The organism is Kumtagia ephedrae, from assembly GCF_003012745.1.
GTDB classification, from domain to species: Bacteria; Pseudomonadota; Alphaproteobacteria; order Rhizobiales; family Rhizobiaceae; genus Kumtagia; species Kumtagia ephedrae.
Genome location: NZ_PXYK01000047.1, coordinates 1 through 22,807, shown reverse-complemented (window position 1 = coordinate 22,807; position 22,807 = coordinate 1). Strand labels below are relative to the sequence as shown.

The window sequence follows — 22,807 nt, the reverse complement described above, 5'->3', positions numbered from 1 at the left end:
AACGGAACGACGATGCCATGGCGGACGTCACCATCTATACGCGCATGATGTGCGGCTACTGCGCCGCGGCCAAGCGGCTGCTGGACAGCAAGGGCGTGGCCTATACCGAGCACGACGCGAGTTTTTCGCCGCAATTGCGCGGCGAGATGATCGATCGCGCCAACGGCCGCTCGACCTTCCCGCAGATCTTCGTCGGCGACGTGCATGTGGGCGGCTGCGACGACCTGCACGCCCTGGACGCCGAAGGCAAGCTCGACGGGCTGCTGGCGACCGGCAAGCTGAACTGAGGAGTGTTTCGATGAGCGTTTTCAAGGCCGCCGCGGTGCAGATGCGGTCGGGCACCGAGCCCCGGCGCAACGTCGCCGACCTGGAGGCGATGGTGCGCGAGGCGGCGGCCAGAGGCGCGACCTATGTGCAGACGCCGGAGATGACCGGCGCGCTGCTGCGCGACAAGGATGCGCGGGCCGCGGCCTTCACGACGGAAGAGAACGACATCGTCGCGGCGGCGTCGTCGCGGCTCGCCTGCGAGCTCGGCATTTACCTGCACATCGGCTCGACCGCCATCCTGCGCACCGACGGCAAGCTCGCCAACCGCGCTTTCCTGTTCGGGCCGGACGGCTCGATGCTCGCTTCCTACGACAAGATCCACATGTTCGACGTCGATCTCGACAGCGGCGAGAGCTGGCGGGAATCCTCCGCCTACGAGGCCGGTGCCGTGGCGACCATCGCCGACCTGCCGATCGCGCGGCTCGGCTTCGCCGTCTGCTACGACCTGCGCTTTCCGCAGCTGTTCCGCGCCGAGGCGCTGGCCGGCGCCGACGTGCTGACGGTTCCCGCCGCCTTCACGCGCCAGACCGGCGAGGCGCACTGGCACGTGCTGCTTCGCGCCCGCGCCATCGAGAACGGCGCCTTCGTCGTTGCCGCCGCGCAGGGTGGCAGGCACGAGGACGGCCGCGAAACCTATGGCCATTCGCTGATCGTCGACCCGTGGGGCCGGATGCTGGCCGAGGCGGATCACGACGAGCCCGGCGTCATCGTCGCCGAGATCGACACGGCGCTGTCGGCCCAGGCGCGCCGGAAAATCCCCAATCTCAAGAACGCACGCGAGTTCTCGGTGAAGGAGATCGCGCGTCCGGACGCCGCGCTCAGGGGAGCCGCATCGTGATCCGCTTTTCGCTTCACTGCGAGCACGACCACGAATTCGAGGCGTGGTTCCGCGGCAACGACGATTTCGACACGCAGAAGAAGCGCGGCTTCGTAGACTGCCCGCAATGCGGCTCCAAGAAGGTCGAGAAGGCGCTGATGGCGCCCGCCGTCTCCACGGCGCGCAAGCAGGAGAAGATCGCGCTCGCCATGGGCGAGGCGCAGAAGCAGGCGATGGCGCAGCTCAAGGAGCTGTCGGAGAAGATGCGCGAGAACGCCGACTATGTCGGCGACAAGTTCGCCGAGGAGGCGCGCAAGATCCATTTCGGCGAGACGGAGGCGCGCGGCATCTATGGCGAGGCGACGCCCGAGGAGGCAAAGGGCCTCATCGACGACGGCGTCGAGTTCATGCCGATCCCCGTGTTTCCCGACGACCGGAATTGAGACGGCGCGACTGTGAGCCGGACGCCACCTTACTGAAGCGCAACGAAGCAACGATATCGAGCCGTTGTTGGCAAGAAACCGCCGAGGCGTCGAGGCACTGAGGGGACAATTTATTTTCTTTCCGCGGAAAAGCGGTGCCGCTTCAAGGCTGGCGCTGGCAGAAAAAAGTAACTGTCCCCGGCACTTACCCGCTTTCGCCGCGATCCCGGCGGCAGGCAAGAGACGCGTTTCAGCCGATTTCTATCCCCTCCCTTTCCGTCTCTCCCATAATCGCGGCAGTTCCTCCCGCGGGAACACCGGTCGCGACGGTGGTTTGGTGGGGAGGAGCCGGCGCCTCCGGTGCGGGAAGACGTAGCCCGCGCCCGGGGAGGCCCGTCCGAAGGTTCCTCCTCCGCAACTAGGTGCGGGGCGCACTGGACGAGTGCTGCGGCATGGCCAGCCGAGGCGACGCAAGAAGCCGGAGCCGGAGCTATAGCGAAGCGGAACGGGACGGTGCCCGAAATCGCCGGCGGGGCGCGAAGGCCGCGCCATGTTTTTACTAAAGAGGCTCGGCCCAGCGCCCCGCTTCCCGACTTCTCCCTCCGCGGCAGGGAGCGCCCTTCGACAACGGCCAGGGCCGCAAGGCAGCGTGGCGAGGACGACGCTCGCGGGTTCGGTCCCGCTGGGACAGGGGGATTATGATCACACTAGGGATAACCAGCCGCCTTCCTCAACCCCGGCGGCGCGGCGTTGCGCCAGGCCATGCGGCAGGCGCTGCGCATGGTCGTCTCGTCGGCGGCGGCGAGATCGGCCTCGGTCCAGCCCTGCCGGCCCCAGCCGCCCTTCACCGGGCGAAAGATGCCCGGCTCGGCCTCCGTCACGACAGTCTGCTCTTCGGGCGTCAGCTTGAAGACCACCCGGCCGCCGGGTGGAAGCGTGGCGAAGATGCGGTTGCGCACGCGAAAATCCGGCTTGCCGAAATGCGCCTTCTCCTCGGCCTCGGGAAGATCGAGCGCTATGCGGCGAAATTCCTCCGGTCGCATGGGGTGCCCCCTGTTGGCGAACGCGCCGTGTCCGGCGCAGATGCGGTCATCGATCGGACAAGTATGGCGCAGGTGTCGTCAGTGTGGCTTGAACGTTTGTAACCCGTCCCGCGAAAGCCGTACCGTTCTGTTGCCGCTTCGGGTAGAATGTGACCGCGCTGCAGGCAGATCGATCCCAGAAAAATGACCTGCGCCATCCGGTTTTCTTCAGAATGTGGGGCTCATCTACAGCGACGGAGTGCGCGCCATGCCGCTTTCGGACATCGACGTCCTGCATGCCCTGTCGGAGCCGGTGCTGCAGAAGATGGATTTCACCGTGGACGGCCTGCATATCCGCGGCGAAGCCTATCGGAAAATCTTCGAGCTGATCCGCGACGAGCAGATCCTGGTGGTCGTCGGCGACAATCCGGGGCTCGCCACCTACGATCCGGGTTCCGACACGCTCACCACGCAGAAAGGGGATTCGCCGCCGGACCTCTTCAACAGATCCATCCTGATCCATGAGTGCACGCATGCCATCCGCGACATGGAATATGTGAAGATGACGGCCAAGAGCAACGAGGCCGCCGCCTATCTCGCCCAGGCCACGTATCTGGCGTTGTCTTCCGCCCAACCGACCATTCCGGCCGGCTGGGGCGTCGTGGAGGCCGCGCTGAAGCTGGCGCGGTCGTTCGATCTCGACAGCGCTCCCGGCGCCAGGCGGCGCATCCGCTACGAAGACATCCTGTCGCTGGTGAAACGCCTCAACGACCATCCCGGCTATCATTCCGATTCGGTGAAGATGGCGACGTCGAACGGCATTTCCGCCAAGGCGCCGAAGCACCTGCGTGTCGAAACCGTCGAGGAGACGAGCGGGCGCGGCCAGCACAGCAGGTCCGTCGGCTACCGAGTGCCGGGCGATGTCCTGTTCGGCTTCGACAGCTACCTGATCCGGCCCGGCGCCGAGCAGGCGCTGCGCGAGGCCGCGGAATTCATCAAGCAGGACGTGCCGCCGCGCAGCCGCGTCTACATAATCGGGCATACCGATTCGACGGGCGACCCCTCCTACAACAACTGGCTGTCCGAGAAGCGCGCCAAGGCCGTGGCCGACTGGTTCGTGAAGGAAAAGCTGTTCGAGCGGGCGCAACTGTCGGCCGGCGGCGAGGGGGCGTCCCAGCCGGTTGCTCCGAACACGACCGAGGAGGGCAGGAAGAAGAACCGCAGGGTCGACCTGATGGTGATGTGACGGGACTGCGGCGCAACTGCGGCAACGCTCGCGTCTGCATTCGCCAGCCTCGACGAGATGGTCTGCCGGCGCGCATCCCATCGGCTCGGTCCACGCAACAAGGAGGCAGGGCCCCGGCTGCGCTGCCGGCGCGGCCAATACCGCCGTTGCACGCCTGGGGCTTCTAAGAGATCGCCGATCCGCGCGACCCTTCGCTCGTGCCGCCCGATTTGCTCGCACGTTCGAGCAGGAACTCGAGGTTCAGAATCCGACGAACACGTGACCGGCCTTCGGGCGTGCAGCCGGGCCTCTCCGGCAAGCAGCTGCCGAGCGTGTCGCGATAGAGGCGCTCCACATATGCCCGGATCGTTGCATCCTCGATCGCGGGCAACACGCGGGAATTGGCGGGCTCGACGTAATGAAGGTTCGCACGGACCAGGGCATCCTCGTCGACGCCCTCCGTCTGCCATTGAGGCTCGACGTCGTCGTCCGGCGCAATGAGATCGCTGAAATTCTTTCCGGTGAGCTGCCTCGCCGTTCCATAGATTTCGCGCTTGGGCTGCGTGGCCCGCGATAGTCCACGCGGCCGCCCGACGAAGTAGCTCGCGATCGGGCCGGACATCGCGACGAAAAGGGTGCGGCTGCCTGCCGGCAGCGGGAACGTCGAATTGCGCTTATTGGCCAGAAAACTATAGGTGTAGAACCGCAGGACATCGAGGACATGCCTGGGTTGCGTCGCGAACTCGCCCACGAAGCGGGAAAAGATGGCTGCCTCGCGGTCGAGACCCTCGATCTGATCGAGCGGATAGCTCGCCTTGGTCAGGAGATTCGGATGCTGGGTGGACAGCATGCCGCGGATGATGCCGGCCCGGCCCGGATCGGGGTCGGGCATAGTGCTGGGATTGAGCGAGGCGAAGAAATCCGCGGTCTCCCGCTGGAACGTGACGTCCTTGAGATAAAGCTCCGAGAACATCAGGTTTCCGAGAAACCCGGTGAACTGGCGATTGGCCTCGGCGGGGGTCTTGGGAGCCCGCGTCTTGGCCTTCGACAGATAGCCCTTTTCGAGATTGGCATGCAGGACCGTCATGTTGACGTTGGCGAGGGCGTCCATGTTCTGGCCATGCAGAATGTCGCGGGCCCCGATGTCCCTGCCGATCAGGGCATAGTGGAGCGCGCCGATGCTGACGATGTCCTGCGACAACATCTCCTTGATCGTGTCGATGGCGGCCTGTTCCTTCAGCGCCTGCTTCGTGACACGCTCGATCTCGAAACCCAGCTTTCGCGCGGCCGGGAAGGCGCGAACCGGACCGTTGGTCTTGTTTCGATGATCCATCGTGAAGACGCGAATGTCCTTCGCGTCCATCTTCTCGCGCAGGCTGAGATAGATCACCAGACTGTCGACGCCGCCGGAAAACATCAGCGACGTCGATTTGCCCTGGGCCTGGTAGCGATGGGCGAGCCGTCCCGTCACCTCGTCGATCGCCTCGGCAAAGGACTTGGGCGGCGGCAGCCGTCCCGAGGTCAGGAGATAGCTGTAACACGACGTGAGTTCACCGTCCTCGAACTCGAACACCGAGGCAGGCGGAAGCGTCCGCACATCGCGGAAAGGCGTCGAGCACGGCAGCTGACTGAAACTGCTCTTCGGCGCGATCTGCAGGAAAAAGCACAGCGGAAAGCCATCCATCTCGATCTGCGGTATTTCCGCGAGCGTCGAGACGAGCAAGGTGCTGGCGACGGCTTTCCCGTTTCCGCAGTACACATAGCCGCCACAATAGCCCGGAGCCGTGATGATCCGCAGCAATCGCGGCCCGACGTCGACCATCACGTAGTTTCCGACGGCATGCCGCGCTTCGCCGGCAAGGAACTCATCGAGGGACTGCCGCCGATATGTCGCGGTGAGGTCGTCCTGGTCGACGTGCATGGGTACGCCGTATGTCCGCACGACCCGCGACGGCGCAAACGTGTGGGAGAGGCCTGTATCGCGCTGCTGGGAGACGAACATCGCCTCGACGGGCAAGGAGCAGGGCGCGTTTGCGCCCGTGGTCTCTACGGCGTCTCCTATGCGCTGCATCAAGCCTCCCGCAGTCCGACAGCTACACGGCGGCACTGTCGCGCAACGGCCGAAGGTCCGCAAGGGCAAGTCCGTTGTCGGGCGGCGCCGGGCAGGATAGCATCGCCTGTACGGGATCAGACCAGCCGATTTGGGATCGCGATCAGGACGCTGGCGACCCGCTGCATGGCGCGAGCCGCGATAATCGCCTCGGTCAGGCCACCGTAGGCTTCTCCGCCATGACCATGTAGTTGACGTCCATGTCCTTGGAGCGCTGCCAGCGGCCGGCGAGCGGGTGGTAGACGACGCCGGTGCCGTCGGCGATGGTCATGCCGGCCTCGGCAAGCGCCTTCTCCAGCTCGTCCGGCCGCACCAGCCGGCCGTACTGGTGGGTGCCGCGCGGCAGCCAGCGCAGCACATACTCGGCGCCGATGATCGCCAGGCCGAGGGCCTTGAAGGTGCGGTTGATGGTGGCGACGAACATGATGCCGCCAGGCTTCACCATCTCGGCGCAGCGGGCGAGATAGAGCCCGACATCCGAGACGTGCTCGACCACCTCCATGTTGAGGATCACGTCGAACTTCTCGCCGGCGTCGGCCAGATCCTCGGCCGGCACGGCGCGGTAGTCGATCGTCACGCCCGATTCGGCGGCGTGCAGCCTGGCCACCTCGATGTTGGTGGCCGATGCGTCGGCGCCGACGATCTCGGCGCCCAGCCGCGCCATCGGCTCGCACAGAAGGCCGCCGCCGCAGCCGATGTCGAGGAAGCGCAGGCCCTCGAACGGCCGCGCTTCGTGGATATCGCGGCCGAAGCGTGCCGCCACCTGGTCGCGTATGTAGGACAGACGCACCGGGTTGAACTTGTGCAGCGGCCGGAACTTCCCGTTCGGGTTCCACCATTCGGCGGCAAGCGCGGAAAAGCGGTCGACTTCTCCCGCATCGATCGTCGATCGTCGAGGCTCTGGCATCAGGGTCTCCCTTTCGGCCGGAAGGAAGTCGGGCCTGGCCGGCGGAATGTCAAGCCGCCACCTCGCTGCCGCAAGGTCGCTCCTGGCCGCGCCGCCGCGATCAAAGTCTTGCGATCGCCCGGCTTTCCCGGCATTGGAAGGGGCGCGAGGCAAGGAACAGCCGCACAGAATAAAAAGGGGGGACGCGGTGCATCACGAAGTGACTCTGATCGCCACGATAGCCGTGTGCTTCGTGCTCGCGTCGATCTTCGGCTACCTCGCCGACCGGCTGCGCCTGCCGCCGCTGGTCGGCTATCTCGTCGCCGGCATCATGATCGGCCCGTTCACCCCCGGCGTCGTCGCCGACGGGGCGCTGGCCAGCCAGCTCGCCGAAATGGGCGTCATCCTGCTGATGTTCGGCGTCGGTCTGCATTTCTCGGCGGCCGACCTCCTGGCGGTGCGCGGCATCGCCATCCCCGGCGCGATCGGCCAGATCGTGCTTGCGACGCTGCTCGGCATCGGCCTCGCCTCGTCGTGGGGCTGGGGGCTGGGCGCCGGCATCGTGCTCGGCCTGAGCCTGTCGGTCGCCAGTACCGTGGTGCTGCTCAAGGCGCTGGAGGAGCGCAACCTCGTCAACACGCCGAGCGGCCGGGTCACCGTCGGCTGGCTGATCGTCGAGGATCTCGCCATGGTGCTGGCGCTGGTGCTGCTGCCGGCGCTGGCCGAGGTGCTCGGCGGGACTGGCGGTGTCGCTGCCACAGCCGACGCCGCGCATGGCGCAGAGGCGGCGGGAGGCTCGCTGGCGCTGACGCTGGTCACGACCCTCGCCAAGGTCGGCATCTTCGCCGTGCTCGCCATCTTCCTTGGACCGAAAGTCCTGCCCTGGATTCTTACCAAGGTGGCGCGCACCGGCTCGCGCGAGCTGTTCACGCTGTCGGTCCTGGCGCTCGCCGTCGGCATCGCCTACGGCTCGGCGGAGGTGTTCGGCGTGTCCTTCGCGCTCGGCGCCTTCTTTGCCGGCCTGGTGCTCGGCGAATCGCATCTCAGCCACAGGGCCGCCGCCGAATCGCTGCCGCTGCAGGACGCCTTCTCGGTCGTCTTCTTCGTCTCGGTGGGCATGCTGTTCGATCCGTCGGTTCTGGTCGAGGACCCGCTCGCCGTGCTCGGCGTGCTGGCGCTGATCATGATCGGCAAGTCGGTGATCGGCCTCGGCATCGTGCTCTTGCTGCGCTATCCCGTGAGCATGGGACTGACGGTCGCGGCGGGACTGGCGCAGATCGGGGAATTCTCCTTCATCCTGGTCGGGCTGGGCGTGGCCTACGGGCTCATCCCGACGGAGGGGCAGGACCTGGTGCTCGCCGGGGCGCTGCTGTCGATAACCCTCAATCCGCTCGCTTTCCTGGTCACCGGCGAGCTGCAGAAATGGCTGCGCATGAAATGGCCGGCGGTCGCCGCCGGCTATGGCCGCAAGCGCCACGACGCCCTGGTCGGCGAGCTCGGCCGGATCAAGGCGCAGCAGGAGGAGCGCGAACGGGCGCGGCATGTGAAGATCCAGGCGCTGCAGGAAACCTTTCCGCTGCTGTCGGCCGTCGGCGAGGAGGACAGGGAGGAACTGCTGCTGTTGTTCCGGCCGAAATCTGCCTCGCCCGGCGAGCGCGTGCTGCGCACCGGCGACCGTGCCGACGGCATGTATTTCATCGCGTCCGGCGCGGTCGAGGTCAGGGTCGGCGGGCGCGCCATCCCGCTGGAGGCCGGCTCCTTCTTCGGCGAGATGGCGCTGCTCAGCGGCTCGCGGCGCACCGCCGACGTGATCGCCGTCGACTTCTGCGATTTCCTGGTGCTGGAGCGGCGCGACTTCAACCAGTTCATGACCCGCCATCCCGAGTTGCGCGCCGCCGTCGACAAGATGGCGCGAGAGCGCCTGGAGGCCAACCGCGCGCATGCCAGCGGCGCGGCCACGGCTGCGAGCGGAGCCAGCAGCGCGGCCTGAGGCGTCGGTCGCCGCCGGGCGTGCGCCGTGGCCGGGCTCGAGCGTCTGGCGACAGCGTCAATCCCGGTCTACGTCAGCGGCGATCGAGGCAATCGCCTGCTGGTAGACACGGGCGGCATTCCAGCGCTGGATCACCTGGAAGTTGGGCTCGCCCGGCTGGTAGCCGGCACCTGTCCGCCAGCCCTTGGCCTTCAGGTAGTTGGCGGTCGAGAACAGAATGTCGGCCTTGCTCCGGGCCAGATCGACGCGGCCGTCGCCGTCGCCGTCCACGCCATATTTCAGCACGTTGGCCGGAAGAAACTGCGTCTGACCGATCTCGCCATGCAACGAGCCCATCGCGCCGCCGCTCAGCCTGCTTTTGTCGATGAGTTTAAGCGCGGCGTAGAGTTGCGTGGTGAAATAGGCCGAGCGCCGGCAGTCGTAGGCGAGCGTCGCCACGCTGGAGAGGATGTGCGTGCTGCCGATGCGGCTTCCGAAGCGCGATTCCAGACCCCAGATGGCGATCAGCGGGCCGGGCGGCACGCCGTATCGAGCCTTGATCCGCGCGAACAGGGCCGCGTTGCTTCGCTTGTGTCCCCTGCCGGCGGAGGTCAGCGCCGCGCCACCGCGCTTGGCGAGATACTGGTTCAGCGAGAGCTTGAAGTTGGGCTGCGTGCGGTCGTACTGGATCGTCTTGACGACGTAGTGCACGGTGGCGAATGCCGCCAGCGCCTTGGATCCGACGCCTCTTCTAGCTGCTTCGGTCGCGAATCCCCGCTTCCAGGTCTCGAAGCCCGCTGCGGTTTTTCCGCATGATGCGGCTTGCGCACCATCTGCAGTGGCTGCTGATGCCCAGAAGAAAAACGTAGATATAGTGCGTCGAAAAAACAGACCGAAAGTCATCGATCCGCTCCCCAAGCTCAATTTCCCGCGTCTTATTGATAAGACTAAATTCAGGTTTCACGTGGCGTCGCAATCCTTGTCTCAACGAACATCCGGAAGCTGCCTGGGCAATCGGCGGCGGCTCTGCCGTTCGCCCGACGACGAGGGCCGCGTAATGGCGGCCAAAGCGCCGGGAAAACCGATCATCCCGATATGCCCGGAAGGTCGGCAGCAGCCCATCACGCCGTTTCGCGCCGATTTCCGCGCGAGCGAGCTTTGTTTCATTCTTGTCGGCGGGACTGTCATATGCGACGACTGGAAACGGATCGGCAGAGGCCGACGCATGGCCCGTACGATCGGCTGCACGCTCGACCGGGCGCGCTTCATGAGCGCTATCGGTATCGGCAGGGACTATCCTTCATCCATCATTCCGGGAGGCGGGCCTTGCGGAAGCCATCCACAAAATGCTCCCGCACGGCCGCGTCACGCAGGGGCTGCGAATTTGTCCAATGGCCGATCGTGAAATGTGGATGGGCTACCAGGAACATTTCCCGCTCCCGGCCGGCCTCGTCCACCCGCCCGAGCTGCGCGAGGCTTGCCGCGAGGAATTTTCGCGAATTGGTGCGGTAGGTCTCTTCCCGACGCAGCGTCTCGACCGCGGACTCGTAGTCGCCGGCGGCATATTGAGCCTGGCCGAGGTGACAGAAATACCAGCAGGCCGGATACGGGTTCAGCCGCAGCGCCTTCTGGATTTGCTCCAGGCTGTCCGCGATCCGGCCGTCGAGGACGGACATGTCCGACAGCGCCGCCCAGGTGTCGGCGTGGTTCGGATCGATCTCCAGCGCCCTGGCGAACGCCGCATCCGATTCCTGCCAGCGCCTGTCATAAGCCAAAATGGTGCCGAGAAAATAATGGCAGCCGGCGTCGTTGGGATCGAGCGCGACGGCCCTTTCGGCAAGCTTCACCGCCATAATCCGGTTCGGATCCTCCGGCTCTCCGAAATGCGTCCATCCGAGCCATCGGTTGTAGGCAAGCAAACCGTGCGCCTCGGCAAATGACGGCTCGAGTTCGATTGCCCGTTTGAGCAGCAGATAGGCTTCGCGCGCCGTCTGCGGCGATTCTTCGGTAAGCACGCGGGCGCGTACGCAAAGATCGTGGGCCTCGAGGTTTTGGGGCCGCTTGCGCGGCGCCGGCACGGTCAACCGGCCGATGAGCGCCTCGACGATGCGGCCGTTCACCTCGTCCTGAACCGCGAAGATGTCCTCAAGGGTCCTGTCGAAGCGCTCCGCCCACACATGTTCGCCGGCGACGGCGTCGATCAGCTGGGCGTTGATGCGCACCCGCCCGCTGGCGCGCCGCGCGCTGCCCTCCAGAACATAACGGACGCCAAGCTCCTGCGACACCTGGCGCACATCAACCGATTGCCCCTTGTAGACGAAGACCGAATTGCGGGCGATCACGAACAATCCGGCATTCCTGGACAGATCGGTGATCAGATCTTCGGTCAGCCCGTCCGCGAAGGATTCGTCTTGCCGGTCATTACTCATATTGGTGAAAGGCAAGACGGCAATCGAGGGTTTGACCGGCAGCGACAGCAATATGGCGGGCGCAGCTTTGTCCTCCGCCCCGATCGCACGAGATGCCGGCGTTGCCGCCGACCGCCCCCTGGCGGAGTGCCATGCCGCGCGCAACGGCGCGAAGTCGACGCCCTCGGCATCGAACTGTCTTGCCGTCGCCGCCAGGTGCTCTTCCCCTTCGCGAATCCGATTCTGCGCGGCCAGCGCGGTCAGAAGAGCCTTATGAGGGAGAAGATCGAACGGGGCGAGCTGAAGCCAGCGGTCGAGATAGATGCGGGCCTCATCGTCCGGAAGACGTCTTGTCAAATACTCCAGCAGGCTGGCGTGAAGGTCGCGGAAGCGGCGGCGCTGCGCGACCAGCCAGCCCTCGAAGGCCGGGTTGCGGTCGATCTCCAAGCCTGCCAGAAAGTCGCCGGCGATCAGGTCGGCCAGTGCCTTCAGCCGCACCGGGGTAAATGTCTCGAAACCCTCCTGCGATGCACGCACGACGGCAGCCGCGTCCACAAAACAATCGGCGAGATCGAGCGTGAGCGTCTCTCCTTGTGCCTGCACCCTGCGCCGGCCGGGGTCGTCGACAAGACTTCTGATCTTGCTCAGGCACCAGCGCAGCTCGCCACGAGGGTCGTTTGGAACGTCCCACAAAAGATCGCAGAGCTGGCTGCGCGGCGCAGGATGCGGCGAAAGCGCCAAGTAAGCCAGGAGGGCGCGCGCCTTGCGCGACGCCGGCAGCGTCAGCGTTACGCCCTTCCGGCGAACCGCCAGCGGCCCGAAAAAACGAATCTCCAGCGCCTGCCCTTTTTCGGCCGGGCTTCGCCCGGTCGATTCCATGGCCCTTTCCATGCTTTCTCCCACGCGGTCTTCCACGACTCTCCTTTAGACACACCTTCAACGGGACCGGTGTACCAAGCACCAAGCCCAATGTCCGTCTCACTACACGAAGACGGAAATATACCACTGGAAAAGCTGCGCGTCTTGCCACATGCGGCTCGCGAAAGAGTCGGTCCAGGTTCACTGCCAAGTCATGTCAGAAAATTTGAAAGGCATGCGGCTCGATCACCTTCGAATCCTGTCGCGGTGATCTGGCATTACTGTCTGAGAACCAAAGCCGGCTCGCACCTGTGCAACCATCTCCCAAGAAACATCAGGAAATGAACCATGACGACTTATACAATCGACGCAAACCAGAACACGATCAGCGCCGGCAACGGCACCGACATCTTCCAAGGCGTGGGCGGCGGCAACGACAGCCTGCGCGGCAATGGCGGAAACGATCTCTTCAACATCCAGATCGGCCAGACCGGCCTGATCGACGGCGGCTCCGGCTATGACCGGATTCACCTGACCGGACCCGGCTTCAACAACGAGTTGAATGCGGGTCTGAACATCGTCGGAATCGAAGAACTGATAGTAGACTCTACCAACCTCTTCGCCTCCGCTGCCCAGCTGAAAAACATCATCAAATTCGGCGTGAACAACAACGCCGATGACTTCAGCATCTTCCTCCAGGGAGCCGGTGGAACTCTCAACTTCTCGAGCCGCTTCACTGAGCCGCAGGACCTGAACATCGAAGCCAACATGGCGACATCGGCCGTCCACATCACTGCGAGCGCGGGCGACGACCAGATGATCGGCTCCGATTTCGGCGACCGGCTTAGGGGCGACAAGGGCGTAGATACAATCTACGGCGGTGACGGCGGCGACCTCATCAATGGCGGACTCGGACGCGACTTCCTCTACGGCGACGACGGAAAGGACAATTTCGTGTTCGACACCGCGCTCGCCGGCAACGTCGATCACATCGGCGATTTCCGGCCTCTCGACGATTCCATCAGGCTCGACGACGCCATCTTCAATTGGGCGGGCCAGACGCTCGGCACGTTGAAGGCGAACGAGTTCAAGGTCATCGGTACCGGCCAGGCTGTCGATGCCAACGACCGCATTCTCTACAATCAGAATACCGGCGGCATCTATTACGACGCGGACGGCGCCGGCGGTCAGTCGGCCGTCCTCTTTGCGATCGCCGACAATTTTTCGGGCGACGTTCCGATCCTGACCTTCCAGGATTTCATCATCATCTGATCGGCGCAACCCCCGGCAAAGGCGGCGCGGCTTGTGCCGCGCCGTCTGATTGAGCCGGCCAGCCTTGGGGCAGGCGATCGATTGGAGAGCCGAGCGGGAATTGAACCCGCTACGCCGGATTTGCAGTCCGGAGCGTCACCGTTCCGCCTTCGGCTCTCAAATCGATGTGGTGGCTGCCAACTGAAGAAACGGAGCCGCCAATGGTAAGTCGAGATTCCGGCCTTCTGTCACCTGCGTCCACAGCCGTATCTTGGTAAGATATTGGGGAAGGCTTAGGAATTTCGGCTAAACCACCAAACTGCTGGTACGCCCAAGGGGAATCGAACCCCTGTTTGCGCCGTGAGAGGGCGCCGTCCTGACCGCTAGACGATGGGCGCTGACCAGTGGTGCCGTACTTAGGCTGGGCGAATTGAAAATGCAACCGGGTTTTCGCACGGTTTATGCGGGCATTGCGCAAGCGTCGCCAGCAGAGTTCTTCATCCGGCACCGTTGGTGAGTTCGCGATGCTGCGCCGCCTGTCAGGCCTACACGTAGGGGCCGCATCGCGCTCGCCGCCGCGCGCCGGCAGATCAAGGCACGGGCCTGTGCGCGGCAGGAGCGGTTCAGCGCTTCGGCTGCAGCAGATCCCAGAGATTGCCGTAGAGGTCGGCGAAGACGGCGACGGTGCCGTAGGGCTCGTGCCGTGGCGTTTCGCGGAAGGAGACGCCGGCAGCCAGCATGGCCGCGTGGTCGCGGGCGAAATCGTCGGTTTCGAGAAAGAGGAAGACGCGGCCGCCGGTCTGGTCGCCGATGCGGGCGTGCTGCGCGTCGCCGGCGGCCCGCGCCAGCAGCAGGCGGATGCCGCCGCCCGTCGGGCCGACCGTCACCCAGCGCTTGCCGTCGCCGAGATCGTTGTCCTCGAACAGCCGGAAGCCGAGCTTTTCGATATACCAGGCGATCGCTTCGTCATAGTCGGCGACCACCAGCGTGACGGTGGCGATCCGCCGTTCGGCGCCGGCCGGTGCCGCGTCGGTCATTGCGCGGTGACGGCGAAGCGACCGACGATGCGGCGCTCGGCAAGATCGTAGAGATAGATGGCGCGGTTGCCGTCGGAGAGTTCGAGGCCGAGCGACAGCCTGCTGCCGGACAGCGATTGCGAGACGATTTTCGCGCCGGCGGGCAGGGCGATCTCGCCCTCCAGCACCGTGCCGGCGGGCACGGCAACCGCGCCGGCCGGCACGGGAATGTCGGAAGCCGGTGCCTCGACGACCGTCGGGGCTTCGGTGCGGGTCTTGTAGACAATCGCCGCCACCACGGCCATAAGGGCGACGAACAAGAGCCCGAGATTGACTGCGACGAAGCGGACGAGCTTCTTGCGCACCTTCTCGACCGCGGGGTCGAGCGGCTTTTCCTCCTCGTGGTCAAATGCAGGCCGTGTCATGAAAACTTCCGGGCAGGCGATCGACGCTCCTGATAGCGAAGGCGGAGCGGCCTGGAAAGGGCTGACGGCGGGTCCGGACGCCGCAGGCCAGCGGCTCGACCAGTGGCTGGCGGCCGAACTCGGCGGCGAATTGTCACGCAGCCGCCTGCAGGCGCTGATCCGCCAGGGGGCGGTGAGCGTCGGCGGCGCGGCGGTGACGGAGCCGAAGCGCAAGCTGGCGGCGGGGGAAGCGGTTGCGATTCTGCTGCCCGAACCGGAGCCGGCGGAGCCGCAGGGCGAGGACATCCCGCTCGACATCCTCCACGAGGACGACGAACTGATCGTGGTCAACAAGCCGGCCGGGCTGGTGGTGCATCCGGCTGCCGGCAACTGGACCGGCACGCTGGTCAACGCGCTGATCCACCATTGCGGCGCCAGCCTCTCCGGCATCGGCGGCGTGCGGCGGCCGGGCATCGTGCACAGGCTCGACAAGGATACGTCCGGCGTGCTGGTCGCCGCCAAGACCGACCGCGCCCACAAGGCGCTGTCGGAAGCCTTCGCCGACCACGGCCGCAGCGGCGATCTGGAACGCGCCTATGTGGCGCTGGCCTGGAACATCCCGGCTCGGCCGGCCGGCACTGTCGACGCGCCGCTCGGCCGCGCCGCCGACCGCGTGCGCCGCGCCGTCGTGCCGGAAGGCCGCGAGGATGCGCGTCATGCCGTCACCCACTATGCAGTGCTCGAGCGCTACGGCGAGGGTGGTTCCGGCGTGCAGGCCGCGCTGCTGGAATGCCGGCTGGAGACCGGCCGCACTCACCAGATCCGCGTGCACATGGCGCATATCGGCCATCCGCTGATCGGCGACCGCGACTATGGAACGGGCTTCCGCACCAAGGCAAACCGGCTGCCGGAGCCGCTCCGTTCGGCCGTCGAAACCTTCCCGCGCCAGGCCCTGCACGCGCGGCTGCTCGCCTTCCGCCACCCGATCACGCAAGAGTTGATGCGCTTCGAGGCGCCGATGCCGGCCGACATGGCTGGACTCGTGCACGGGTTTCGCGGTATCTAACGGATACCTGCTTACCGTCGTTCACTTTCATGTGACACACTGTTTCAGGTTGAACAAATCCTGTCTTTTCCCGATTTGTTCCTGTATAAGAGTGTTTGGCACGGTCAGGCGAAAGGCTGCCGTGCCCCATGCCCGCCTTTTTCAGGGGGCAGCTACGCGAGAGGAGGGTGCTTTCATGGCCCAGACACTACCCAGTATCGTTTCCGGCGAAGGCGGGCTGGCCCGCTACCTGGAAGAAATCCGCCGCTTTCCGATGCTCCAGCCGCAGGAAGAGTACATGCTCGCCAAGCGGTACCAGGAGCATGAGGACACCGGCGCCGCCCACAAGCTGGTTACCAGCCACCTGAGGCTCGTGGCCAAGATCGCCATGGGCTATCGCGGCTATGGCCTGCCGATCGGCGAGGTGATCTCCGAGGGCAATGTCGGCCTGATGCAGGCGGTGAAGAAATTCGAGCCGGAGCGCGGCTTCCGGCTGGCCACCTATGCGATGTGGTGGATCAAGGCCTCGATCCAGGAATACATCCTGCGCTCGTGGAGCCTGGTGAAGATGGGCACGACCGCCAACCAGAAGCGGCTGTTCTTCAACCTTCGCAAGGTCAAGGGCAAGATCCAGGCGCTCGACGAGGGCGACCTGAAGCCCGACCAGATCACCGAGATCGCCACCCGGCTGAACGTCTCTGAGGAGGAGGTGGTGTCGATGAACCGCCGCCTTTCCGGCGACGCCTCGCTCAATGCGCCGATCCGCGCCACCGAAGGCGAGAGCGGCGAGTGGCAGGACTGGCTGGTCGACGACCACGACAGCCAGGAAGACGTGCTGATCGAGCAGGACGAACTGGAGAGCCGGCGCGCCCTGCTGACCGACGCCATGTCGGTGCTCAACGACCGTGAGCGCCGCATCTTCGAGGCGCGACGCCTGGAAGAGGATCCGCTGACGCTCGAGGACCTGTCGACCGAATTCGGCATTTCGCGCGAGCGCGTGCGGCAGATCGAGGTGCGCGCCTTCGAGAAGGTGCAGGACGCGGTGAAGGCCGCCGCCAAGCGCCAGGCGCAGGCGCTGCGTACCATCGAGGCCCAGCCGGCGATGTGAGCCGGCTTTCCCTCCCCCTTTTGGGGGGAGGGTCCGGGGGTGGGGTCGCCGCGGCCAAACGCCGACGTTCCTTTGCTCCGAAGCGCTGCCGTAGCAACCCCTCCCGGCTCGCTTTGCTCGCCACCCTCCCTCAAGGGGGAGGGAAAAAACCGCGCCCCACCCTTTCCAGCCACGCCTTTCCCACGCCGCGCTGGCGGATGATCGACAGCGGGTCTTCATTGTCCAGACGCGAGCACAGCCGGTAGACCTCCAGGGTCTCGCCATTCATCTCGCCGCGCTTGTGAAAAAACATCGCGGCGGCGTAGCGGGTACGGCCCGACCAGGGCTCGCCGAGCGGCGTGTTGACCAGTTCCCACTGCTCGGCGACTTCTTCGGGCGTGTCGTCGGGCATGTCAGAACGCCCCAGGTGGGGTCGCGGCGCGGCGGTCGAGCTTTACGAACGGCCGCGGCACCACCTTCGCCCGCTTCATCAACCTGACATATTGCAGCTCGCGCATCGCGTAGATTTCGACCCAGAGGTCGGCGGTGCCGTCCTTGCCGTAGTCGCGCTGCAGGCTAACGATGGCGATGTTGCGCTTGGCCAGCGGCGACCAGATCGCCGCCGAGACCAGGCCGACCTCGCGTGTCTTCCGGTGATAGACAATGGCGTGCTCGGCGGGCACGTTGCCCTCGATTTCAAGCCCGACCAGGACGTGAGCCGGTCCGCCCTTCTTCCGTGCGTTCTCGATGGCGTGGCGGCCGTTGAAGTAGCCGGGTTTTTTCAGGTCAACCATGAAGCCCAGGCCGATCTCATCCGGCATGCGGACGCGATCCTGCCTTATGGCATGCTCGGCCGTGACGAAATCGGCATTGGCGACGATCAGCCCGGCCTCGATGCGGGCGGTGTTCAGGGCATGATAGCCGATGGCCCTGACTCCAAACAGCTTTCCAGCTTCGAACAGGCGGTCCCAGAGCGGGAGGGCATTTTTTGCGTCGACGAAAAGCTCGTAGCCGAGATCGCCGGTGAAGCCGGTGCGGGAGATCGTCACCTCGCCATCTGCGTGCGGGAAGCTGGCGATGTCGAACGGTTTCAATTTCTCCGAGCCGGCGAAGCCGGCGGCATTCAGCACCGACCATGAGGTGGGGCCTTGCAAAGCCAGGCCGGCGACGGTTTCGGTTTCCTCTTCGATTTCAACCTCGAAGCCGGGCGCGCTGTCGAGCAGCCACGGCAGATGACGTTCCTGGCAGCACAGGCGGAAGCGGGTTGGCGACAGGCGGAACAGGGTGCCGTCATCGAGCACGAAACCGTCGTCGTCGCACCAGGCGGTGTAGTGGACACGGCCGGGCTTGAGTTTCGTCACGTCGCGCAGGGTTAGACGGTCGAGGAAAGCCTCCGCGTCCTCGCCTTCGATGCGGTATTTGACCATTGGCGAGATATCGAAGACCGCCGCCTGGCTGCGGATGGCGAAATATTCGAGCTCCTCGTCCCAAAGGGCAGAGGGGGCCTTGTAGCCCGCCCAGTCGTACCAGGCCTGCTGGAGGTTGAGCGCGTCCAGGCGAGGCTGGAACGGTGAATCCAGCTTCAGCTTGCGGAAATGCGGCTGGAGGGCGCGGCGGGTGGAGAGGCATTTGCCGTCGAAATGTCTCATGCCTTCATTCCCAGTATCCGCTTCGCCGCGTTCATGCCGGGCACGCCGGAGATGCCGCCGCCCGGATGCGAGCCGGCGCCGGCGAGGAACAGGCCGTCAATCGGCGTGTCGTATCCCTCGGCGCCGAAGACCGGCCGCGACATCAGCATCTGGTCGGCCTGCAATTCGCCGTGATGCCAGTGTCCGCCCGGCATGCGGTAGCGCTGTTCGATGTCAACCGGCGTCAGGAGTTCGGAATGCAGGATGGTTTTCCGCAAGCCGGGCGCGTGGCGCTCCAGCACCAAAAGGATGGCTTCCAGGAGTTTCGGCTTGCCGCTCTCCCAGCCTTCCTTCAGCGCATAGGGCGCGTACAGGACCGTTGCCGACAGCACACAGGCGCCGACGGGCGCCAGCGAGGGATCATCGAGCGAGGGCAGGGTGATCTCCATCGCCGGCTCAGGCGAGAACTCGCCGTATTTCGACGGGTTGAAGGCGAATTCGACATAGTCGGTGGAAGGGGCGATGACGAGCCGGCCGCGGCGGTGTTCGGGCGGAAGGCCCAAAAATTCCGGGGCGCGGTCGAGCGCCAGATGCAGCTTCGCGGCGTGACCCTTCATGCGGATGTTCTGGACTCGCCTGACGAAGCCGGTGTCGAGATGGCGCGAGCCGACGAGATCGACAAAGGTGGTGCGCGGATTGGCGGCCGAGATAACCGTCGCGGCGCGGATTTCCTCGCCGTCCGCAAGCGCGACGCCGGCGGCGCGGCCGTTTTCGACCAGGATGCGCCCGACCGCCGATCCGGTGCGGATCGCAGCGCCGGCCCGTTCCGTGGCCTTGCGCAGCGCGGCCATCACCGCGCCCATGCCGCCCGGAGGCTGGAGCTGGGCACCGGGCAGCCCGCCGATCTCGCCGGTGAGGCGGTAATAGAGGCCGAGCAGTGAGGTTGGCGAGCGCGGGCCGAGATGGCTGCCGAGCACGGCGTCGAAGGCAAGCAGTCCCTTCAGCCGGTCGTCGGAAAGACCCTCGTCGACGAAGTCGGCGACGTTCATCAAGAGCACGCGCAGGAAATCGCGCATGTCCTCCTTGCCCAGCCTTTTCAGGGAAAGGCCGGTGATGGCTAAGGCGGCGGTTTCGGCCAGCGCCATGCCGCCCAGCGCCGGCGGACGGCGGGCAAGCAGCGGCTTCAGAATGCCGGCATAGCGGAACAACTGGGCGCGGACCTCGGCCCATTCGCGGGCGCCAGCCGGCGAGATGCCGTCCAGCGTCTCGCCATAGGCGCCGGTCAGGACTAAAGGATCGGCGTTGGCGGAGAGAACGACGTTCGGCGCGAGCGAGGTACCCCCACCCCTAACCCCTCCCCTCAAGGGGGAGGGGGACGATGTCGCTGCTTCTTGCTCAAACTTGTCGAGGTCTTGCGGGAGACGCACCGCCGCAAGTCCCCCTCCCCCTTGAGGGGAGGGGTTAGGGGTGGGGGTACTTCCAGATGCGACAGCCATGGGCGGCGCAAACCCATGTTTTTCCAGCTCCAGCACCCGGATTATCTCGGGATGCAGGCGGTTGAGCAGATGCGCCATGGAGACGCGAAAACCCGGAGCGAACTCAAGGCCGCGGCCGGCGCCGCCGACTTCGGACTCGGCTTCGAGCACGAGCACCTTGCGGCCGGATCTCGCGAGAAAGGAGGCACAGACGAGACCGTTGTGGCCGCCGCCGATGACGATCGCATCAAATGACGTCATGGGCCGGGCTCATATGTTTTACGCCGCGCTTCAGGTCGCGCAGAATTTCGGTGGCGGCGTTGCGGCCCGGCGCGCCCATGACGCCGCCGCCCGGATGGGTGGAGGAGCCGCAGATATAGAGCCCGCCGATCGGCGAGCGGTACTGCGCGTAACCGGGCACCGGGCGGTTGAACAGCAGCTGGTCGAAGGTGAGTTCGCCCTGGAAGATGTTGCCTTCGGTGAGGCCGACTTCTGCCTCAAGCTCGCGCGGCGTGCGGATTTCCATGTGGACGATGCGGTCGCGGAAGCCCGGCGAGTAGTCTGCGATCTGCGAGATCACGGTTTCGCCGAAGGCGTCGCGGTCGGCGTCCGTCCAGTCGCGTCCCTCGACCTTGGGCGGGCAATATTGCACGAAGCAGCTCATGAAATGCTTTCCCGGCGGCGCCATCGTCGGGTCGAGCGTGGTCGGGATGACCATGTCGAGGAAGGGATCGGCCGACCAGCGTCCCGCCTTCCAGTCGTCGTAGGCGCGCTCCATGCGCTCGACGGAGTCGGTGAAATGCATGTCGGCGCGCAGGCAGGGCGAATCCGGCGGCAGGGCCGGGAATTCCGGCATGGAATCCAGCGCGATGTTGACCTTGCCCGACGAGCCGCGCATGCGGAAATTTTTCACGCGGCGTAGGAAGATGTCGGGCAGTTCCTTCTCCTCGACGAATTTCAGGAAGGTGCGCTTCACGTCGGCGTTGGAAACCACCAGCTTGGCGCGGACTTCCTCGCCGCCGGCAAGCACGACGCCGCCGGCGCGGCCGTTCCCGACCAGGATGCGCTCCACCTCGGCCTCGGTGCGGATTGTGCCGCCCGACGCACGAAACGAATCGGCCAGCGCCTTTGTGATCGCGCCCATGCCGCCGCGCGCATAACCCCAGGCGCCGACCGAGCCGTCGACCTCGCCCATGTAGTGGTGCAGGAGCACATAGGCCGTACCGGGCGACATCGGCCCAAGTGCGGTGCCGATGATGCCGGAGAGCGCGAAGTTGGCCTTGATGACGTCGGTCTCGAAATATTCGTCGAGGAAGTCGGAGATCGACATGGTCCAGAAACGCAGGGTGTCGGCCATCTCGCGGGCGCCGAGTCCGGCGAATTTCCTGCCTAGGTAGAGCAACTCGCCAATGTCGCGCGGCTTCAGCGAGGTCGGGTCCGGCGCGGTGCGCATCAAGAGCGGCTGGATGAAGCGGCACTGCCGCGTGACGTCGCGGGCGTAGCGGTCGTAGGCCTCCGCGTCCTTCCTGGAGAAACGCGCGAATTCGCGGCGGTGCGCATGGTGGTCGCGGTAGTTCGCGAGATAGTCGCCGTCGCGGGTGAACACCGCGCCGCCCTCGTAGGAGATCACCTGCAGCCCGAACTTCGGCAGTTCCAGGTCGCGCATGATCTCGGGGCGGAACAGCGAGCAGACATAGGAGCAGTTGGAATAGAGAAAACCCGGCGTCAGCGAGCGGCTGACCGCCGCGCCACCTACCCATTCGTTCTTCTCGACCACCAGCACATCCAGCCCCGCCCGCTGCAGGTAGCAGGCGTTGACAAGGCCGTTATGGCCCGCGCCGACAACGATCGCGTCCCAGCTTTTCATGCCTCGGCATTCCCCATTTCTGGCAAATCTGGCACGGACGCGGCGGAACTGTCCAGACATTTTGAATGAATGTTCAACAAACTTCCTTGCGTTTTGCGAGCATTGTTATAGGCTTTTCCGGAAAGTCGGCTATCGATCAGCGTTCGAGATGAACCTTTCGCGATGACTCACGGCCAACCCGGCGAACCGGAGTACGACGATACGGCAATCCGCTTCCTCGAGGCGCTCTGGGGCGAGGGATATCTGTCGCCGGGCGGTCCGGAGGAGGTCGACCGGGTGCTGGCCGGCCTGTCGCTGAAGGGCAAATCCGTACTCGATGTCGGCTGCGGCGCGGGCGGCATCGCGCTGCACCTGATCGAGCATCACGATGCCGGCCACGTCACCGGTTTCGACATAGAGGCGCCGGTGATTTTGCGCGCCCGCGAGCAGGCCGTTGCGAAAGGGCTGTCGGAACGCGCGACCTTCGTGCAGGCCCCGCCGGGGCCGTTGCCGTTCGCGGCAGAAACCTTCGATGCGGTGTTCTCCAAGGACGCCTTGCTGCATGTGCCGGACAAGGACTCGCTGTTCTCCGACATTCTTCGGGTTCTCAAGCCGGGCGGCGTGTTTGCGGCAAGCGACTGGCTGATTTCTCATGGCGACGAGCCGTCGCCAGACATGAAGGCTTATGTCGCAGCCGAGGGGCTTAGCTTCGCAATGGCTTCGCCGGCGCGCTACCGCCAGGCAATGGAGCGCGCCGGGTTTACCGACATTGCCCTTGTCGACCGCAATCCCTGGTACCGGGAGGTTGCGCAGGAGGAACTGGCGAGACTGAAAGGCCCGCTCTTCGCACGCGCGGCGGCGGCGGTCGGCGAAGCCTATGTGGCGAAGAACATCCGCACCTGGGAGGCGATGCAGAAGGTGCTTGACTCGGGCGAGCACCGTCCCACTCATCTGCGCGGCTGGAAACCGGATTAGGCGGAATAATTGAGACGATGAGCCCTTTCGCACCCC

At 65.3% G+C, this 22,807-nt stretch carries 20 protein-coding genes and 2 tRNA genes; 9 read left to right on the top strand and 13 right to left on the bottom strand.

Features of this window, described 5'->3' with window-relative positions:
* Positions 1-17: 17 nt before the first annotated feature.
* From grxC to C7I84_RS28155, 3 genes are read left to right on the top strand one after another with little or no spacing between them, the layout of a single operon-like run.
* Positions 18-287: a glutaredoxin 3 gene (gene grxC / locus C7I84_RS28165; RefSeq protein ID WP_106775536.1), complete on the top strand. Its 270-nt coding sequence runs from the start codon at positions 18-20 to the stop codon at positions 285-287.
* Between the two features lie 11 nt (positions 288-298).
* Complete coding sequence (locus C7I84_RS28160; RefSeq protein ID WP_106775535.1) at positions 299-1,165, top strand: carbon-nitrogen hydrolase family protein; 867 nt, start codon at positions 299-301, stop codon at positions 1,163-1,165.
* Positions 1,162-1,587, top strand: coding sequence for a DUF1178 family protein (locus tag C7I84_RS28155; RefSeq protein ID WP_106775534.1), 426 nt, complete (start codon positions 1,162-1,164; stop codon positions 1,585-1,587). Before C7I84_RS28160 ends, C7I84_RS28155 begins: the two co-directional genes overlap by 4 nt.
* Positions 1,588-2,273: 686 nt before the next feature.
* On the opposite strand, the gene C7I84_RS28150 is transcribed toward C7I84_RS28155, so the two are convergent.
* On the bottom strand, positions 2,274-2,609 hold the full coding sequence (locus C7I84_RS28150; RefSeq protein ID WP_106775533.1) for an MmcQ/YjbR family DNA-binding protein: 336 nt from the start codon (positions 2,607-2,609) through the stop codon (positions 2,274-2,276).
* Between the two features lie 247 nt (positions 2,610-2,856).
* On the opposite strand from C7I84_RS28150, the gene C7I84_RS28145 reads away from it, so the two are divergent.
* Entirely contained in the window at positions 2,857-3,834 is a 978-nt protein-coding gene (locus C7I84_RS28145) for an OmpA family protein (RefSeq protein WP_133170181.1), read from the top strand.
* 163 nt (positions 3,835-3,997) lie between these two features.
* Here the strand turns inward: C7I84_RS28145 and C7I84_RS28140 are convergent, their stop codons facing one another.
* A complete protein-coding gene (locus tag C7I84_RS28140) occupies positions 3,998-5,884 on the bottom strand; it encodes a hypothetical protein (RefSeq protein WP_133170180.1) in 1,887 nt (628 codons plus the stop codon).
* Positions 5,885-6,077: 193 nt separating this feature from the next.
* Complete coding sequence (ubiG, locus tag C7I84_RS28135) at positions 6,078-6,830, bottom strand: bifunctional 2-polyprenyl-6-hydroxyphenol methylase/3-demethylubiquinol 3-O-methyltransferase UbiG (RefSeq protein ID WP_106775530.1); 753 nt, start codon at positions 6,828-6,830, stop codon at positions 6,078-6,080.
* 187 nt (positions 6,831-7,017) lie between these two features.
* Here ubiG and C7I84_RS28130 point away from each other — a divergent pair, with 187 nt between their 5' ends.
* Positions 7,018-8,799 carry a cation:proton antiporter domain-containing protein gene (locus C7I84_RS28130; RefSeq protein WP_106775529.1) on the top strand — a complete coding sequence of 594 codons (1,782 nt, stop codon included), beginning with the start codon at positions 7,018-7,020 and terminating at the stop codon, positions 8,797-8,799.
* 57 nt (positions 8,800-8,856) lie between these two features.
* Here the strand turns inward: C7I84_RS28130 and C7I84_RS28125 are convergent, their stop codons facing one another.
* Together C7I84_RS28125 and C7I84_RS30995 are read right to left on the bottom strand one after the other, a co-directional pair.
* A complete protein-coding gene (locus C7I84_RS28125; protein WP_106775528.1) occupies positions 8,857-9,681 on the bottom strand; it encodes a lytic murein transglycosylase in 825 nt (274 codons plus the stop codon).
* 404 nt (positions 9,682-10,085) lie between these two features.
* Positions 10,086-12,065, bottom strand: coding sequence for a hypothetical protein (locus tag C7I84_RS30995; protein WP_342587184.1), 1,980 nt, complete (start codon positions 12,063-12,065; stop codon positions 10,086-10,088).
* A gap of 327 nt (positions 12,066-12,392) precedes the next feature.
* Between C7I84_RS30995 and C7I84_RS28115 the strand changes: the two genes are divergently transcribed.
* Entirely contained in the window at positions 12,393-13,316 is a 924-nt protein-coding gene (locus C7I84_RS28115; RefSeq protein ID WP_106775527.1) for a calcium-binding protein, read from the top strand.
* Between the two features lie 82 nt (positions 13,317-13,398).
* On the opposite strand, the gene C7I84_RS28110 is transcribed toward C7I84_RS28115, so the two are convergent.
* From C7I84_RS28110 to C7I84_RS28095, 4 genes are all read right to left on the bottom strand, one after another.
* Positions 13,399-13,472, bottom strand: a tRNA-Cys gene (locus C7I84_RS28110).
* Positions 13,473-13,618: 146 nt separating this feature from the next.
* Positions 13,619-13,693 (bottom strand) — tRNA-Glu (locus tag C7I84_RS28105).
* A gap of 225 nt (positions 13,694-13,918) precedes the next feature.
* Positions 13,919-14,332, bottom strand: coding sequence for a VOC family protein (locus C7I84_RS28100; RefSeq protein WP_106775526.1), 414 nt, complete (start codon positions 14,330-14,332; stop codon positions 13,919-13,921).
* A complete protein-coding gene (locus C7I84_RS28095) occupies positions 14,329-14,736 on the bottom strand; it encodes a fimbrial protein (RefSeq protein WP_106775525.1) in 408 nt (135 codons plus the stop codon). The genes C7I84_RS28100 and C7I84_RS28095 overlap by 4 nt, the downstream gene beginning before the upstream one ends.
* Here C7I84_RS28095 and C7I84_RS28090 point away from each other — a divergent pair.
* Positions 14,735-15,781, top strand: coding sequence for an RluA family pseudouridine synthase (locus tag C7I84_RS28090; RefSeq protein WP_106775524.1), 1,047 nt, complete (start codon positions 14,735-14,737; stop codon positions 15,779-15,781). The genes C7I84_RS28095 and C7I84_RS28090 overlap by 2 nt on opposite strands.
* Before the next feature lie 175 nt (positions 15,782-15,956).
* Positions 15,957-16,868, top strand: a complete 912-nt coding sequence (gene rpoH / locus C7I84_RS28085) for an RNA polymerase sigma factor RpoH (RefSeq protein WP_106775523.1) — start codon at positions 15,957-15,959, stop codon at positions 16,866-16,868.
* Positions 16,869-16,998: 130 nt separating this feature from the next.
* On the opposite strand, the gene C7I84_RS28080 is transcribed toward rpoH, so the two are convergent.
* From C7I84_RS28080 to C7I84_RS28065, 4 genes are read right to left on the bottom strand one after another with little or no spacing between them, the layout of a single operon-like run.
* Complete coding sequence (locus C7I84_RS28080; RefSeq protein ID WP_106775522.1) at positions 16,999-17,259, bottom strand: hypothetical protein; 261 nt, start codon at positions 17,257-17,259, stop codon at positions 16,999-17,001.
* 1 nt (position 17,260) lies between these two features.
* Complete coding sequence (locus tag C7I84_RS28075) at positions 17,261-18,496, bottom strand: aminomethyl transferase family protein (RefSeq protein ID WP_106775521.1); 1,236 nt, start codon at positions 18,494-18,496, stop codon at positions 17,261-17,263.
* Positions 18,493-20,211: a phytoene desaturase family protein gene (locus tag C7I84_RS28070; protein WP_106775520.1), complete on the bottom strand. Its 1,719-nt coding sequence runs from the start codon at positions 20,209-20,211 to the stop codon at positions 18,493-18,495. The genes C7I84_RS28075 and C7I84_RS28070 overlap by 4 nt, the downstream gene beginning before the upstream one ends.
* The gene (locus C7I84_RS28065) at positions 20,198-21,817 is read right to left on the bottom strand and encodes a phytoene desaturase family protein (RefSeq protein ID WP_106775519.1); all 1,620 of its coding nucleotides are present in this window, start codon (positions 21,815-21,817) and stop codon (positions 20,198-20,200) included. Before C7I84_RS28065 ends, C7I84_RS28070 begins: the two co-directional genes overlap by 14 nt.
* A gap of 276 nt (positions 21,818-22,093) precedes the next feature.
* On the opposite strand from C7I84_RS28065, the gene C7I84_RS28060 reads away from it, so the two are divergent.
* A complete protein-coding gene (locus C7I84_RS28060; RefSeq protein ID WP_245428646.1) occupies positions 22,094-22,771 on the top strand; it encodes a class I SAM-dependent methyltransferase in 678 nt (225 codons plus the stop codon).
* Positions 22,772-22,807: the final 36 nt, after the last annotated feature.